This window comes from Okeania sp. SIO3I5 (assembly GCF_010672085.1).
GTDB lineage: Bacteria > Cyanobacteriota > Cyanobacteriia > Cyanobacteriales > Microcoleaceae > Trichodesmium.
In genome coordinates, this window is record NZ_JAAHHT010000084.1 from 18,223 (window position 1) to 34,907 (window position 16,685).

Below are 16,685 nucleotides of genomic sequence, written 5' to 3' on the forward strand. Positions count from 1 at the left end.
GTTGTCAGTTGTCAGCTATAGCCATAACAAATGATTTGCGAGAGAAAACTGTAGGGGTTTGGTCTCCAAATCCCTTTGGGCTTAGAGTTTGGTCTCCAAAACCCGTTAGATCAAATCTTACAACCTATTTAGGAGTGCTATATCAGCTATTAATTTATTACTTTTAGAGGGCTTTGTTGTCTGAAAAGATATAGCTACTGCACAAGCTAAAGCAGATGTACTTCATACTTCTACAACTATTGTCCAATAAATAAATCAAACATCAAAGATTAATAAAAAAAAGGCTGAAACTTATGCCTGTAAAGGGTTTGAGCGGTTTAACTATTGGCCAACAAATGAATAAAGCATCAAATATTGATAAAAAAAGGCTGAAACTTATGCCTGTAAAGGGTTTGAGCGGTTTAACTATTGGCCAATAAATGAATAAAGCATCAAATATTGATAAAAAAAGGCTGAAACTTATGCCTGTAAAGGGTTTGAGCGGTTTAATTATTGGCCAATAAATGAATAAAGCATCAATGTATAGAAAGAGGGTGATATAGCTGTCACTAGGTTCACCTTTCATGTCGAGGAAACCGAAAAGGGGAACGGATTTTCTATGGCTATTTTCGTGCAATAAAGCCCTTTTAGAGCAAAAATTAGTATTGATAGATTTAAGTCAAATTAAAAGTATTGGAAAAAACTAACTTTTATCAGTTATCAGTTATCAGCTATAGCCATAAGAAATGATTGGCGAGAGAAAACTGTAGGGGTTTGGTCTCCAAATCCCTTTGCGTTTGGGTTTTGGAGACCAAACCCCGTTAGATAAAATCTTACAACATAAGCGCGGATTGCTATATCAGCTATTAATTTATTACTTTTAGAGCAGAAATTAGTATTGATAGATTTAAGTCAAATTAAAAGCATTGGAAAAAAACTGACTTTGACCTCAGAGTGTTTATTCATTATTTGTGAAACAGCTAATAGCTGACCACAAGCTAGCTGAATAGTTACTATAATGTTTTACCATAAATATGGTAATTTCTCCACTATTTAATTTAATTATGTCTGATCTAGAATCCAATTTATCTGCTCTAATAAATAAAGTTTCAGAATTGGAAAAACAACAGACTACTCTGAAAAAATATGTTGTTAAACTCAAACATACTTTAGATGAGCAAATAGAAATTTTTCATCATCGAAAAGAAATAGAAACTGTGGAAAATTTGCAGGAAAAGTTGACTACTTTAAGTCTACGTTTAGATGAATTATTTAGTGTAAATAATCCGATAAAATCGACTCCTGTACAAGATATATTATCAGAGGAAATTTCACAAAATCCTCAAGAATATGAAAATCAATTAGTGTTCGATCGCTCTGGCAGTCGTGGTGTATTAATTGAGGGGCTGGAAACAGTTGAATCGCGATTAATTATTGTTTGTCCATGGTTAAATTGTAATGGTGTTGATGAAAATTTACTGGAGAAATTTCAGGGTTGTTTAGATAGGGGTTGTCAAGTAGATATTGGTTGGGGATATTTGGGCGATCGCTCGAATATTGGCAAGGGTTGGAAATATAATGCTTTGGTAGATTTACAGGAATTAGAGCAAGATTATCCCGATTTATTGAGGTTGAAGTTGTTAGGAACTCACGAAAATTTTCTGGTGTGTGATGAGAAGTTTGCTTTTGTGGGTAGTCATAATTTATTGGCTTCGGGTGAGGAAAGTTGGGAACGAGAAGTTGGTATTCGGACGACTGATAGAAAAATTATTCAAGGATTAATTGAGCGTTTTGATAATGCTGAAGTTTTGGAGTCAGCAGAAATTAATCGTAGATTTGCAGCAAGTGTGAAAAGTTTGGATGAGGTGGAATATTTGCCTGGAGTTATTGATGAGAATGAAATGGAATTTCGGGATTTTTCAATGGTGGTAGATGAAGATGAGGAGGAAGAGGAGAGTCAAGAACCTGTGGTTAGTGCTGAGGAATTTTTGCGTAGATATAATGAGGGAGAACGAGATTTTATTGGGATTAATTTGTCTGGTGCAGATTTGAGTGGGAAGTCTTTTGATTCAAAATTAAATTTGAGTAATGCTAATTTTAATGGTGCAAATTTGATTTGGGCAGATTTAAGCTCAGTTAATTTAACTGAAGCAAAATTTAAAAGTGCTAACCTCTCTGAAATTAAGTTGTATTCAGCAAATCTAAGTCAAGCTAGGTTCATTAATACTAATTTGAATAAAGCAAAAATGAATTCTGTGAAATTAGAAAAGGCAAAGTTCAGAAATGTGAATCTTAAGGAGACTAATTTAGAGTCTGCAAATTTTACTGAAGGTAGCTTTAGCGGAGTTAACTTTAGTAATTCTAAACTGTCAAATGATGCAAATTTTAGTGGTGCAAATCTCACAAAAGCAAATTTGAGTAAATTAAATTTGAGAAATGCGAATTTTACTAATGCAAATTTGAGCCAAGCTAATTTAAGTAGAGCTAATTTACTAAATGCAAATTTTGCAGGAGCAAATCTACAAATGGTAACAATAAATCAGGCACTTTGTAGCGAAGCAACTGTTTTTCCGAAAGGTTTTAATTACACTAAATTAGGTGCTTATTTGCTTGCTCCTGGTGTTTCATTACAAGCAGTAAACTTAGCTGGTTATGACTTAGGATATTTACACTTGAGAAAAGCTAACTTAGAAGGAACAAATTTTAATTCAACAAATCTCAGCTATTCAGATTTAAGTGACGTTAACTTAGGTAATGCTCAGTTAATAAAAGCCAATTTGGTTAGCACAAAATTTGTTGAAGCTAATCTCAAGAAAGCTAATTTGAGTGAAGCATCTATACAAGGTGCAGACCTAAGATTAGCAGACCTTAGTCAAACAGATTTTGCCCATGCTAAATTACATCATATTAATTTAACAGCAGCAGACCTTAGTCAAACAAATTTTGCTCATGCTAACTTATATGATGTTAATCTAACAGCAGCAAATCTTAGTCAAGCTGACTTGAAAAATGTGCATAATTTTAATCAAATTAACCTTAATGGTGCTAACCTAACTGAGGCAAATTTAGTCGGTTTATCTTTAATAAGTCAAAAACTTACAGGGGTTAATTTAAGTAAAGCAAAACTTTGTGGCATAAATTTAACTAACAGTAACTTGAGCAATGCTAACTTAACTTCAGCAGACTTGCGTGGGGCAAATTTAAGTAGTGCTAACCTAGAAAATGCCAACTTAAAAGAAGCAAATATAAGTGGTACAAACTTCGGTGAAGGCGATAACAAAGCTAACCTAAAAGGCGCAACAATGCCAGACGGTTCAGTTCACGAATAATATAAATAGTAGGTTAGGTTTCCTTAACGTCAACCCAACTCAAAAATTTGGTAGCCTTGCATAGTAATGTTAGAAATATAGCAGTCACCATTATTACTAGAATATTCTCACGCCTGACAAATTTACTCACAGCAAGAATTTAACTCCTGAATTCTAACTTCTGACTTCTAACTTCCTACAACACTCCTCCTCGCCGAACTTTCTGTTCCTGTATATTTTCCTTTTCCGCAAAAGCAGCATCTATTCTATCCAATAACTTCTCAATCTTTTCCTTTCCCTTCTCACTTATCTGAGGTTGCCTATTCAACCACGACATTCCCCTTCTTCGCCCTTTTTGACTTGCCACAATTAGAGTACCCCAAGCTATAGCATTAAATTCCTCTCGATCTACTCTTAAAGCAGCATCAACCCTTTTGCGCAGACGACCAGAATCATTTTGCAGCAACTTAGCAATATCATAAGTACTGCTCAAATTATTTTCAAACACATTTAGACTTTCTTGCCAACGGCCATCTATTAAACCAGCTAAAACCTTTTGACTTGGACTTGCCCAAGAAGCGATCGCCTGAGCTTCTGTAATATTGGCATGAAACTTAATTAAATCAAACTGAGCTTGTGCTTTCTCCGACCATTGAGACTCATCCATGAAATTTTCTCGCAAAGGTTCAATTAAAGCAAAAGCAGGAGACCATAAACCATTACGAGCTAACCTCAGAGCATCCTTATAATATCCATCCCCAATAGGAGTTTCCTGTAGAGAAATTTTCTCTAATTCAACAGGATTAAGTATAAACTTTCGTGGCTGAATCCAATAAATATCAAAATCAGGATCTAACCCCACAGTTTGCTCAACCACCAACTCCGGATCTCCCCCTCCAGTCATTTCCTGCCAGATCGGAGCTTGACCAGCAGAACTTTTCCATTCCAACATGGAACTCAAATAATTTTTAGTAGGATTATAATTGATAATTTGTCCATAAGGAATAGCTTTATTATTTTGTAACCTCTGACCACTGACACTAAACCAAACCCCCCCAGCAGGAACTTTCCCTTGAAACTGACGTACCGCTGTTATAGGTAAAGGTTGATTTGAACCTTGAGGAGCAGAACCAGACTCAACAGTAGATGCAATGACAAAAGATTCAGCCGGACCCTGAAGTGATAAAGTATTAACTAATCGAAAATATGGTTTACTACCTTCTCGTTGATTAACAGATAAAACTGATTGATAAACCCGCAACTCTACTACTTCCCGACAAGGAGTTTCGCAGGGTAAAGAAGCTCTAGATTCAACTTGCTTCATTACTGGCACTAATATATCTAAACCAGAATCTGTTGTTGTACTAGGAAGAGGAAAAATTTTTCCAGCGCTAAACCCTTCCTCTTCAATACTAGATTTAATTTGCTCCTGGGTTTTTAGAGATTTATTGCCAGATATATAGAATTGAGTCCACTGTGGTAATATTTCATTGAATGAGACAATAGCATTTGGATCGGAAATTAACTTGACACTAAGCCATGCTCCCACTGCCATTAAACTAGAACCACCAAATAATAGGGAAATTCCTATCCATTCAATCATCCATTTCCGCCAAGGCAAGGATAGCAATTTCAACCAAAGTTTTTGAGACGGATTTGGTCGTCTCTGGCGTCTCCTAGATTTTGCAGTAGAAGTAATTCTGCTAATTTGTGGAGTTTTTCTAGTCCTAGGATAATAACGTTTCTCAACTGTTTTAACCGGTTTAGGAGATTTCCTTCGATTGTAACTAACCTTGGAATTGTAAATCTTTTTTTTCATCATCCTAGTAATACCCGTTCATAGCGCTGACCTTGAACTTCCCAAGTATACTCGCTTTCTATAAGCGATCGCCCGTTTTCTGACAATTTATGTCTCAATTGCTCATCCTCAAATAACCGACTAATGGCCTCTACATATTCTTCTACTTGATTTGCTCTTAATGCTCTGACCGGTGTACCTGTACCATCAACCGCTAATCCTTCCAAACCCCGGTTGCTGGCCACAACAGGTGTACCTGCTGCCATTGCCTCTAAAGTTTTATTTTTTATCCCAAAACCAGTACGCATAGGAATTACACAAATTGTAGCTTGATGTAAATATTCTGCCATTGAAGGTACGCGACCTGTAACTTTTACTCCTCGGCAAGTCGAAAGTTCCTGTACTTGCGGTACTGGTCTTGCCCCTACCAACGCTAAAGTTGTATCAGGATAACGTTCTTGTATTTTAGGCAATATCTCCAGAGTCAAAAAGCGAACCGCATCAATATTAGGAAAATTATCCATAGCTCCCACAAAAATTAATTGCTTTCCACCAGGGTCAGCACTACGATAAGGAAACTGGCTAAAATCTACCCCATTTGGAATAACTGAAATCTGACTATTGGGGTTAAATTCCTGCAATTGTTTCCCATCTTCCTTAGTTGTGGCAACTATACAGGAAAATTTTGAGCAATATCGTTTTTCATAACGCAGGAGTAGGGGAAGATTCAGTCTATCTCGCAAAGGTTTCTCTGCCGTACCAGTTTCCAACTGTTGCCGACAAGTACCATAAACTGAACTATGGACATTAACTAAAGTTTTGACTTTCTCTTGCCATTGAGGACGGATATAAATTTCATTAACGGAATGTTCGCAAGTAATGGCGTCACATTGATCTGTTGCCACAAACTCATCTACCAATTTTTGCATTTCTGGGGAATATATTGATAGAACGCTCGGTGGAGTACCTTCTATTACAAAATTACTAAAACGTCTTAGTTTTGCTAAAGTTCCTCCATCAAATTCTTGGGGGCGAGGAAATATGGCCAATTTTTCCACATAAGACCGTAATGAATCTACTTCCGAATCATTGACATCTGGAGAGCGTTGTGTTACCAAAGTAACAGAGTGTTTCTGACTTAAAAATTTGAGTAGATTAAATGTTCTAACTTGAGTTCCACCACGGTTTGGAGGATAAGGAAAAGTAGAGGAAAGCATCAAGATTTTCATAAAGTTGGTAAATTATTCTATATTTCTCTCTGTTTCAGCTAATTTATTATATTTGATGACAATATCATAGTCTTAATTTTAGTTAGACTGGGATATTTTAATGTTAGGAATAGATTTTATGGTATCAAAATCATTAATAGTCAAAGCATTAAGAAAAAATAGCAAAATATTTTATCAAAGTCAGCGTTTTTTAAAAGATAATCTGAAAGATTTTATGATAATGATTACCAAGCAACAAATCCTTTCAGAAGTAGTGAATCAAAAGGAAATTCGAGTAATAGGTATGAGACGTACTGGGAACCATGCAATTATTAACTGGATTAAAAATCAGGAAATTGGTAATATAGAATTTTTGAATGATTTAAAAGTTAACAGAAATGCCTTACGCCATAGTTATGAAAATCTCAGCGAAAACTATCCATTTCTCAAAAAAGATTGCTTAATTCGTAGTTACGAAGATTATAGTTTGCAAGAGATAACAAATTGGTTACTTGAGAGCAAACACGATTTATATTTTGGAAAAAGTGGTACTAGGTATGATGTACTGATAATTAGAGACCCTTTTAATCTTTTGGCAAGTAGGTTTAAGCATAGATTACAGAGGGAAAAAAATGATTTAGATTCAACAGAAAGCTGTTATGGAAACAATTTTTTATTTGTTAGGTCTCCTCATCAAAAAGTTTCTGATTTATCGCTTAATTATGCAAAAGAGGATTTAGGAGAAACAAGCTATATCCAGAAGCATAACAAAATTTGTATCAATTACAATCAATGGTTTACTGATGTTGATTATAGGCAACAAATAGCAGAAAAATTGCAACTTAAATTTTCTGATACAGGTATAGATAAGGTAAGCTCAAGGAGGAGGTAGTTCATTTGAAGGAAAAAATTTTGATGGCAAAGCAACATCTATGGATGTCTTAAATTGATGGCAAAAATTAGCTAATAACCCTAGATATCGGGAGTTATTTAGTAATCAAAAAATATTTGAGTATTCAGAGCGAATCTTCGGTCATATTCCTGGCACAGAATCTCTAGTAAATTAGCAATAATATTGATATTTTAATTTGAGGAATAGATTTTATGGCAGCCAAATCATTGATAGTCAAAGCATTAAAAAAACCCAATCTAGCTTTGAAAAAAGGTAAGCGTTATTTAGCACATAATATTGAAGATTTTATCAGAATACTTACCCAGCAAGACAAACTTTCAGAAATAGTTAATCAAAAGGAAATCAGAGTAGCAGGTATGAAGCGGACTGGAAACCATGCAATTATAAACTGGGTTAAAAGTCAGCATACTGGTGAAGTCGGATTTCTTAATAATGTATTAGCTAATGAAAACCCCTACCGCTACAAATATAAAAATCTCCAAGATAATTTTCCACAACATAAATGGGCAATAGAAAATTATCGTCAACAAGCTAAAGGAAATTTTATTAAAAGAGATTGTTTGATCTACAGCTATGAAGATTTTCCCTTAGACCAAATTGCAAGTGATAAATTTGAGCATAACCACGACTTATACTTAGGAAAAAGTGCTATTAGGTATGATTTACTTATTCTTAGAGACCCTTTTAATCTTTTGGCAAGTAGATTAAAGAGTTCTTCTAAAGTGCCAGATTTTTTATCAGTAAATTCTCAGAATAAAACAATGGTTGATTTATGGCTTGATTATGCCAAAGAGTATTTAGGAGAAACAAATTATCTCAAGCATAACAAAATTTGTATAAATTATAATCAATGGTTTGCTGACATTGAATATCGGCGACAAATTGCCGAAAAACTGCACATGGAATTTTCTGATGCAGGTATTGATAAGGTTTCCAGTCAAGGTGGAGGTAGTTCATTTGAAGGAAAAAGTTTTGATGGCAAAGCATCATCTATGGATGTATTAAACAGATGGCATAAAGTATCTGATAATCCTAAGTACAAACAATTTTTTAATCGGGAAATATTGAAATATTCAGAGCAGATATTTGGTTATATTCCTGGCACAGAATCTCTAGTAAATTAGTAATAATCAGGCAGCTTTTAAAAATAAGTTCTAATTCAATATTAGATGAATTATTTATTAAATAAAATAGGATAAATTCAGTAATTTATTATGGCAAAAGTTAGCGTTTGTATCCCTACTTATAACAGAGCTAATTTGCTGCCTTATGCAGTAAATAGTGTTTTGAATCAAACTTACAATGATTTTGAATTAATTATAACTGATGATGGTTCAAAAGATAATACTGCTGAAGTAGTTAGTCAATGGAATGATACTAGAATTCGTTATATTAGGCATCCAGAGAATATAGGTAAAAGCAATAATATGCGCTCTGGTTTTGATGCTGCAACAGGTGAATACTTTATCAAATTTGATGATGATGATGGTCTGACCCCAGATTTTTTGGAAAAAACGATTTTCATTCTAGAACAAAACCCAAGTATTGATTTTGTAGGAACTGATCATTGGGTTATTGATATTAACAATCAAAGAGATCGAAAAGTCACCGAATTAAATTCTCAAAAATGGGGTAGAACTCAACTTTCAGAAGGAATAGTAAACAATTTACTAGAAATAGTATTTATTCATCAAAGCTTTCAAATTGGCGCAACATTATTCCGCAATCAAACCCTACAAGAAGTAGGATTTATGCGTCCTAATATACAAAATTGTGAAGATAACGATCTATTTGTCCGTTTAGCCCTAGCAGGAAAAACAGGTTATTATTTGCCAGAAAAATTAATGGAATATCGTTTTCATGCAGAACAGCATGGAATTAACAGAGCAATTCCTTATCTAACTGATAAGTTAAGTTATTTAGAACAATTTAATTTTGAGTTGAGTAAGTTAGAGTCAGTTAGAAAGTCAAGGCTAGCAGAAACTCAGCTAATGTTGGGACTACGAATGATTGAAATAGGTCAAACTCAAAAGGGAAGGCAGATGGTTTGGAAACAAAAATCTTTCTCCCCACTAAGAGCTTGGACTGGGCTAGCATTATCTATATTACCTATAGAAATGCGCGATTTTGCTTTCAATTTGATACGTAGGCTACGCAGTTAACAATATACTGCTGATCAGGCAGGCAAGTTGCCTGCACTATCTAATATTTAGGGCGTTGCTTAGTTGGGGGATGATAATTAGACATCTCCAGAAACTGAGTTTTAGCTTAGTAACTACAGAAGTTTGAGTAACTTTCGGAGAAATCTATTAAATTTGCTTATCCTGAAACTATGGATATCTCAGGACAAATTTTTGGGTACATATTAAAATCATCCCATGATGATGCAACGCCTAAGACTTAGTCTCCCTCCTCCGGATTAAGATTGCCTTAACTAGCTAGCAGCATCAGCTTCCCGAAGAGCTTTGAGAATTTCAGGGCGTTTCATCCGCGCATAACCACGCAATTTCCGCTCTTGGGCAATTTTCTTAAGTTGTCTGAGTGATTTAGTATCATAGTCATCAATGGGAACTTCTGGTTCCGCTTGAGCTGCTGAACTAGCTTTAGTCTTTCTAGTAGTTGTTTTTGTGCTAGTCGCCTTAGACCTAGACGTGGAAGTTGGCTTGCTCTTAGTCGTTGCCTTGGGTGGTGTCTCAGTTTTAGTTTCTACTTCTACGGTAGAATCTAGTTCTGGTATTGCCTGCAATTGACGTCGCACAGCTGATACTTGAGTTTTTAAGTCATCTTCAATATCTTGAATTAACTGCTCAAACTGATTAACTGTTTTGACCATCCCTTCCAGTTTTTTCTCTATTTGTTTATCAAGATCGTCAAGCTGCTTTGATAATAATTCCATTTTCACTCCTTTCAAATTAGATGTTGTCTTTTTAATTGTTGAACTTGCGATTTTTCTTGCCAATGTTTCTACCTTATTATGAACTGAATTTTCTAGGTTAGTAATCATTTCTTGAAACTGCTCAATTTGAGCAATCTCAGTGCTTGGCACCTGCAAAGATTTTACTTGTTTTTTGATAACCTCCTCATTTTTATTAATTGATTGGTCGATTTTTTGGGTGAGAGAATCTACCTTTCGATCAAATGATACCTTAAGTTGTTCTACTAGAGGATCGAAATTTTGTGTTTCTGGCATAGCTGCTTGAGTTAACTTCTCCATCTGTGCTCTTGCCATCTCTACTTGTTCATCCGTAATCTCATAAATCCAGGCCCATAGTTCCTTGATTTCAATTTCTTTTGCAACTTGACACCAATCAGCACCATAAATGATTTCGTACTGCTGTTCAGAGTCGTAGTTATCCATTAATCTGACAAGTAGTGGTATCAAATTACTACCTCGATCTGCAAAGCTATCAAATAGAGCTTCATATCTTTCTGGAGAAATATCTCTCTCCTGAGACTCTGGTACAGTAATTTTGGAGATGGGAATCAACTCCAAACGTACTGGTTGTGCTGATAACTCTTCTTGTTGATTTTTTGGCTGTCCTGAAACCATTTGCTTACAACTTTCCTTGGTTCCTAAAATCAAATACAGGTATTGTACTGATACCGTCTAAGCAGGAGGATCTCAATTATATCGAATTTATTAGTCCTCTTTATCATTTTTGATAAATTCTGGATTTTTGCTTCTTCCAGCTATTGGAAACATTCTAATTTCGTCCCAATTTGACTAAATAGAATTAGGTGTTCAGAGTGAGTGAACTGCCTAGTGCTGCCTAACAGATTTATATTGACATCCTCCCCGGCGGTTAGGCGCGGGGAAACAACCTCGCCTTAGCTCAAGGGCAGCTTGACGTTTTTTATGCTGCTGCACCCACCCCTCTTAGGGGTGGGTTACGCTTGCCTCCGCAGACCTTTAGAGTCTCGGAATGCCCTCCCGCGACAAGAGCAAAAATTCTTGTGGGCGTAGATTTGTGCCTTCATGGCGCGAACTGCTCATTGAGAGATAAGCTTCCCTAGTTCAGCTCTCAACATGGGTGAGTTTCAACAAACATCTTCTTTTCTAGAGTATTTATGAGACTTGGCGGGTTTTGAAACAAATCTCATCATAACATGAAAAGTCACCCTTCTAGGGCGAGGCTTTAAACCCAATTTTTCAGTAAACACTTAGAAGTTGTTTGTCAACTCATAAAAACCTCTTTCCAAATCTCTCTCCTGATGAGTGAGAGAGGCTTTGAAACCCTATTCTCTATCCCCCCTTTCAAAGGGGGGCAGGGGGGATTTTTGGGAGGCAGGGGGGTTAGGTTTTTAGGATTCATCGGTTCTATGCAATACTTCTCAAACAACTTCTTAGCAACTTCTGTTAAGTTATTGCTCTAGTCCTAGAACTTGATTAGGCAAAGGTAGCCGGATCACAAGTCTTGGGAATGACAATGAGTTTAAATTACTCTGAACTTTTGGGAGCTGACGGCAGAATTTTTTCTGGCCATGTCAGGGCGCGATCGCATAATTCCCTTAAATTGGCTGAAATTATTTTGTAACTTTTTTGCACAAAATAGTCAAGGTTTACCTACTTAGTTAATAATAATATTAATTTGCTAATTTTTGCAAGTAGGGAGGGGACGATCACATGAATATTAAATATCTTAAGTTTCTTTTGAAATTACTAGGCTACAAAAACTATCAAGTGTCTATTAGTAAAATCCAACCCGAGCCAGATATGAAGGTTTCTGAACGGGATGAAATCTGTTATCAACTTTGTGATCGAGGTTTAGTAAAGTTCACAAGGGAGGTTACAAAAATTAATATATCAGCCCAGGGAAAATTACTCCTAGATAGTAAAAAAGCTGTCAGGTCACTAACTGAGGAAGAGTTGAAATTGCTCAAGGTTAGTGCTAAGGGTGCTGTTGCTCCGGGGGAGACTGGTATAGCTGCTACCTATAGACAAGCTGTGATTACAGATTTGGTAGACCAAGGTTTGCTTGAAGTTGTTGCTCAAAAAATCAAAGAAGTTTGGCTAACAGAAACAGGAAAGCAATTTTTGTGCCAAGAATATTCATCCCGTAGTACGGCAAAAGAAATCTCGTTGAAAATGTTAAGTGATTACCTCCAGTTAATGCGTACAAATCTTTCTCCTGACTACCCTAAGCAAGAAAAAAAGATATCTTCGAGGGTATCAGGCAAAAAAACCACTGACTCTGAAATTTTAGCTATAATTCGGGATCTAGACCATAATCTAGGTACAGATAACTACTTGCCGATTTTTCATCTACGAGAAAAGGTAGAACCTCCTTTATCTCGCGAAGAATTAGATCGATCACTCTACCGTCTAGAAAGAAGTGACCAGATAGAATTAAGTTCCCTACAAGAGGTAAGCTCCTATACAGCAAAACAAATTGAGGCAGGTATCCCTCAAGATATTGGCGGACCTTTGTTTTTCATAATTACGGAGTAGGGAATAGGGAGTAGGGAATAGGGAATAGGGAATAGGGAAAATCCTGAAATTAGGGAATAGAGAAAACCCTTGCTCTTTATTTAATTTTCCTGCAAATGCAAAATTCTAGTCTTCCTTAACTACAAAAAGCGGACATTTATGAATGCTCTTGCGTCACTCAGGGATTACTAGGGAATAGAGAAAACCCTTGCTCTTTATTTAATTTTCATGATTATTTTCCTGCAAATGCAAAATTATGGTCTTCCTTAACTACAAAAAGCGGGGATTTATAAATGCTCAAAGTCTGTCAGGGATTGATTTTGACTTCTAATTTATGACGTCTAACTTGCACATAGCGCTATATCTGTTATCGTAATTTTCTAACCATCCTTAAAAATATTAATTAATAATTTACACTATGGCATCTATAGATCAGATTATTCAAACAGAACTTAATCCTTTCGATCCCGTAACTCTTTATACCATTAATTTTTGGCAAGAGCAACCCAATCCTAGCCTAAATGTTGATTCTATCCATCAAAATATTATCACTGATATAGAAACGGTACTGGAGCAGGTTGCTCAGGAACATCATCCCCGTACTTTGATACTTACGGGTGACTCTGGTTCTGGTAAAAGTTACCTTTTAGGGAGAATCAAAAAATTATTCAATACTAAAGCTTTTTTTGTCTATATCGATCCTTGGCCTGATAGCGATTATATTTGGCGACATATTTTGCGACAAACTGTTGACTGTCTGATGAAAACTCCGGAGGGTAAAACAGATTCCCAATTGTTACTATGGCTTAAAAGTTTATTGACTTTCCAAAATAGTAGTTTGCTCAAAAAAATTCTTGGTGAAAGAAGAGTATTTATTAGAAATCTTAAGGCAATTTACTCTTCTGGAATTTATAATCCTAATGATTTTTTTAGCGCTCTTTATCATCTACTAGATCCCAAGTATAGTGTTGTTGCCTGTGAGTGGTTACGGGGAGATGATTTGGATGAGGGCGATCTAAAATCTTTGGGGATTAAAAGTAGTATAGATTCTGAAGATTCTGCCCAAAAAATTATTACTAATTTGGGGGTTATTTCGGCTGCATCTCAACCTATTGTTTTATGTTTTGATAATCTTGATAATATTCCTCGCTTGTTAAATGGAACCTTGGATTTACAAGCATTATTTAATGTTAATTCTAGTATTCATTCTCACTATCCACAAAATTTTCTGATAATTATTAGTATTATTACGAGTACCTGGAAACAAAATGCTGCATTGATTCAACCAGCGGATAAAGCTAGAGTCAATGCTGGAGATTTTCATTTAAAACCAATTACTTTAGAACAGGGTGAAGCTATATTAGCTGCTCGTTTAAATCATTTACATTCCCAGGCAAAACCAAAGCCTAAATCAACTATATTTCCTTTGTCAAAAGAAATATTAGAACAGAAGTTTCCTAGGGGGAGAACTTTACCTCGGAATATATTGGAGTTGGGACGTAAGGAATATGAGCAGTACAAATTAAAATTATTAAATCAGACAGAGAATACTCAAGATTTAAAGCCAGAAACACAATTGGCGACTTTTAAGTTGATTTGGCAAGACAAGTACAAAAAGACTCAGAAAAAAATTAGCAAAATTACTGATTTGGGAGCGCCAGAATTGATTCGGATGTTAGAAGAAGTATTAACTGCTTTACAATTTCAGGAGGTAAAAACTAAATTATTAACTGGGAAGTATGCTAGCTATTCTTTGAGTTATAAACAACAAGATGGAGAAAAAGTTATTGGTTTGGTTTGGACGGAAGATTCAAATATGAATAGCTTTTACAATACTATGAATGCTTGCCAGAAAGTTGTGGATAAAAGATTGTGTCAAACTTTATATTTACTGAGAGCTGCTGAGGTGGGAAATGCTAAAAATCTTAGCAATAAAATATATAGAAAAATTTTCAAAGGTAGGTCGAAAAATTTTCATATTAAACCTAATTTGGAATCGGTGTATTTTTTGGCTACATATCATAGTTTGGTGAATGCTACTCTTGCTAATGAATTAGTTATCGAAGGTGAGATTATTAGTTTGAAGGAGTTAGAAGAGATAATTTGTGATTCACAAATTTTAAATAATTGTAGTTTATTACAAGATTTGTATGTAGTTTTGCCCGCAGATATTCAAGAACAGCAAAATGAGCTAAATTTAGATGAGATAAAGGATTTTGTGTTAAGTTTAATTAGAAAAAAAAGTTTTATGGAACGGAACAGCATAATTGAAAATACACTAAGTCAATTTGTCAAAATAGAACATTCAAAAATTGATCTAATAATTGCAGAGCTTGAGAGAGAACAGAAAATAAAAGTTATTGCTCCTACATCAAAATTAGATGAACAATTAGTTTGTTTTGTTCCTGGTTAATTAGCTATTAGCTTTGAGCATTCAGCTATCAGCTTGTTTACTGAATTATGACCGCTTATTTAACAAAGAATGTATAATTGATTATTAGAATGATTGATTACAACTAATAGACATCTCCAAAAATCAAAAATGAAATAAATTCAAGATATGAAATCAACAATTTAATTCCCTATTCCCTATTCCCTATTCCCTATTCCCTGACTTCTGCAAGAAGTCTAATATAAAGTAGATAAAACTGATAATTCATAAAAATTGCTATAGCATTACAAAAAAGTGTGAGAAAATTAATAAAACTTCAACCTAAATCAATCAATAGTTTTGACTTGAGCTGAAGTCTGAAGTTACAACCTAGGAGACTAGCTGATAGCTGAATGCTTAAAGTGATAGTTATGTTTATTGTTTGAAAAAACAGGAAAATCAAAATAATTTGTAAATGTCAATAAGTAATAAACCTCAATTACAATCTCCGTCATTTAGTATTAATGATGTTAAAGTTGCTTTTAATTGTCCTCGTTTGTTTTATTTGAAACAGCGTTTTGGAGGCGATATTCTATTTTTAACAAAGGATTATATTCAAAAAATTGATAATGTTTTTTTGGACTTAGCTAATCAGTTAATGAATATGATTCGGCAAGAATCTAGAATTCAAGTTTTGTTTGCAGGACAATTTGAGGAGTTGCTGGTAGAAGCGATCGCTAATCAAATACAACAATTATTTTATGAATTGATTTTCTTTCCTTATTTACAAAAAATAATTAAAAAAGATATTACTTTAGCAACGGCACTATATCAAGTTTGGCAGGTATTAACTAAACTGATTTTTAATATATCTGAAATCATTGTTAAAAACCGACGTTACTGCCATGAAAGTGTTGTAGTTCGTCGCACATTAATTCCGGCAGAAATACCAGTAGATTATACTTTTAAAATACCAGATGGTAAGACTCAAAAGTTGACGGGAAAAGTTAATAATTTAATTTTTGATTTTGAGTCTCGTCGCTTGTGTATGGTTCATTATCAAACTTATGAAACTGTAGAAGTATTGTCTCAGTTAATGGAGGTTGCTCTCTATAGTTTTTTACTGAAGCAAAAGAAAAAGGTGCCTGTTGATGCTGTTGTTTATTGGGTTTTACCTGAGTTGGGAGAGTATCATTACTCATGGGAAAAGTTGGAAAATGTGGTGGAGAATTTAGTTCCGAGCAAGTTAGAGGAGATGCGGGAGTGGTTGAGATGGCAGGAGTTTCAACCTGATCCACCTCCACGGACGGAGCATGAGTATTTGTGTGATATTTGTCCTCAGAGGGAAAGGTGTCAGAGTTTTTTTGATAGGATTGAGTAGAAATTACAAAAAGTAGGTTGGGTAGAACGAAGTGAAACCCAACTTATCAGTAGGATCGATCCAAAATATAATCTTGGTAAAAGTTAATTTTGGTAGAAGTTGGGTTTCGTTACCTCAACCCAACCTACAGATATTTGGTATTTTGGGGGTAGGGATGCGATCGCTAGATATTAAAAGGAAAGCTGATTAATAACTGGAGAGTACAAAGTTATTCTAAAAAAAAGATTTACTTTCATTCTTGAAAGTATTACTGATAAAAGCTTACAGCACATACAGCTCTAAGGGTGAGAGTTTCTAAC

General features: G+C 35.0%; 12 protein-coding genes. 9 read left to right on the top strand and 3 right to left on the bottom strand.

The features are described from left to right. Nucleotides 1-293 precede the first annotated feature (293 nt). Nucleotides 294-419, top strand: a complete 126-nt coding sequence (locus F6K40_RS19305; RefSeq protein ID WP_293138709.1) for a hypothetical protein — start codon at nt 294-296, stop codon at nt 417-419. A 624-nt stretch (nt 420-1,043) separates the two neighbouring features. Continuing rightward, entirely contained in the window at nt 1,044-3,308 is a 2,265-nt protein-coding gene (locus tag F6K40_RS19310) for a pentapeptide repeat-containing protein (RefSeq protein ID WP_293138711.1), read from the top strand. A gap of 175 nt (nt 3,309-3,483) precedes the next feature. On the opposite strand, the gene F6K40_RS19315 is transcribed toward F6K40_RS19310, so the two are convergent. Both F6K40_RS19315 and F6K40_RS19320 read right to left on the bottom strand, forming a co-directional pair. Beyond that, nucleotides 3,484-4,890, bottom strand: coding sequence for a hypothetical protein (locus F6K40_RS19315; RefSeq protein ID WP_293138713.1), 1,407 nt, complete (start codon nt 4,888-4,890; stop codon nt 3,484-3,486). A gap of 215 nt (nt 4,891-5,105) precedes the next feature. Next, nucleotides 5,106-6,314, bottom strand: a complete 1,209-nt coding sequence (locus F6K40_RS19320; protein ID WP_293138715.1) for a glycosyltransferase family 4 protein — start codon at nt 6,312-6,314, stop codon at nt 5,106-5,108. Between the two features lie 100 nt (nt 6,315-6,414). Between F6K40_RS19320 and F6K40_RS19325 the strand changes: the two genes are divergently transcribed. The 3 genes from F6K40_RS19325 to F6K40_RS19335 all read left to right on the top strand — a co-directional run bounded on the left by F6K40_RS19325 (nt 6,415) and on the right by F6K40_RS19335 (nt 9,368). Continuing rightward, nucleotides 6,415-7,185 (top strand): hypothetical protein, encoded by a 771-nt coding sequence (locus F6K40_RS19325; RefSeq protein WP_293138717.1) that lies wholly within the window; start codon nt 6,415-6,417, stop codon nt 7,183-7,185. Between the two features lie 212 nt (nt 7,186-7,397). Further along, complete coding sequence (locus tag F6K40_RS19330; RefSeq protein WP_293138719.1) at nt 7,398-8,330, top strand: hypothetical protein; 933 nt, start codon at nt 7,398-7,400, stop codon at nt 8,328-8,330. Nucleotides 8,331-8,420: 90 nt separating this feature from the next. Next, nucleotides 8,421-9,368 carry a glycosyltransferase family 2 protein gene (locus F6K40_RS19335; protein ID WP_293138721.1) on the top strand — a complete coding sequence of 316 codons (948 nt, stop codon included), beginning with the start codon at nt 8,421-8,423 and terminating at the stop codon, nt 9,366-9,368. 272 nt (nt 9,369-9,640) lie between these two features. On the opposite strand, the gene F6K40_RS19340 is transcribed toward F6K40_RS19335, so the two are convergent. Further along, nucleotides 9,641-10,756, bottom strand: coding sequence for a ParB N-terminal domain-containing protein (locus tag F6K40_RS19340; protein ID WP_293138723.1), 1,116 nt, complete (start codon nt 10,754-10,756; stop codon nt 9,641-9,643). 1,131 nt (nt 10,757-11,887) lie between these two features. Between F6K40_RS19340 and F6K40_RS19345 the strand changes: the two genes are divergently transcribed. From F6K40_RS19345 to F6K40_RS19360, 4 genes are all read left to right on the top strand, one after another. Then, nucleotides 11,888-12,655 carry a hypothetical protein gene (locus F6K40_RS19345; protein ID WP_293138725.1) on the top strand — a complete coding sequence of 256 codons (768 nt, stop codon included), beginning with the start codon at nt 11,888-11,890 and terminating at the stop codon, nt 12,653-12,655. Between the two features lie 397 nt (nt 12,656-13,052). Next, nucleotides 13,053-15,047, top strand: coding sequence for a P-loop NTPase family protein (locus tag F6K40_RS19350; RefSeq protein WP_293138727.1), 1,995 nt, complete (start codon nt 13,053-13,055; stop codon nt 15,045-15,047). A 433-nt stretch (nt 15,048-15,480) separates the two neighbouring features. Beyond that, the gene (locus tag F6K40_RS19355) at nt 15,481-16,386 is read left to right on the top strand and encodes a PD-(D/E)XK nuclease family protein (protein ID WP_293138729.1); all 906 of its coding nucleotides are present in this window, start codon (nt 15,481-15,483) and stop codon (nt 16,384-16,386) included. Between the two features lie 31 nt (nt 16,387-16,417). Next, a complete protein-coding gene (locus tag F6K40_RS19360; protein ID WP_293138731.1) occupies nt 16,418-16,576 on the top strand; it encodes a hypothetical protein in 159 nt (52 codons plus the stop codon). Nucleotides 16,577-16,685: the final 109 nt, after the last annotated feature.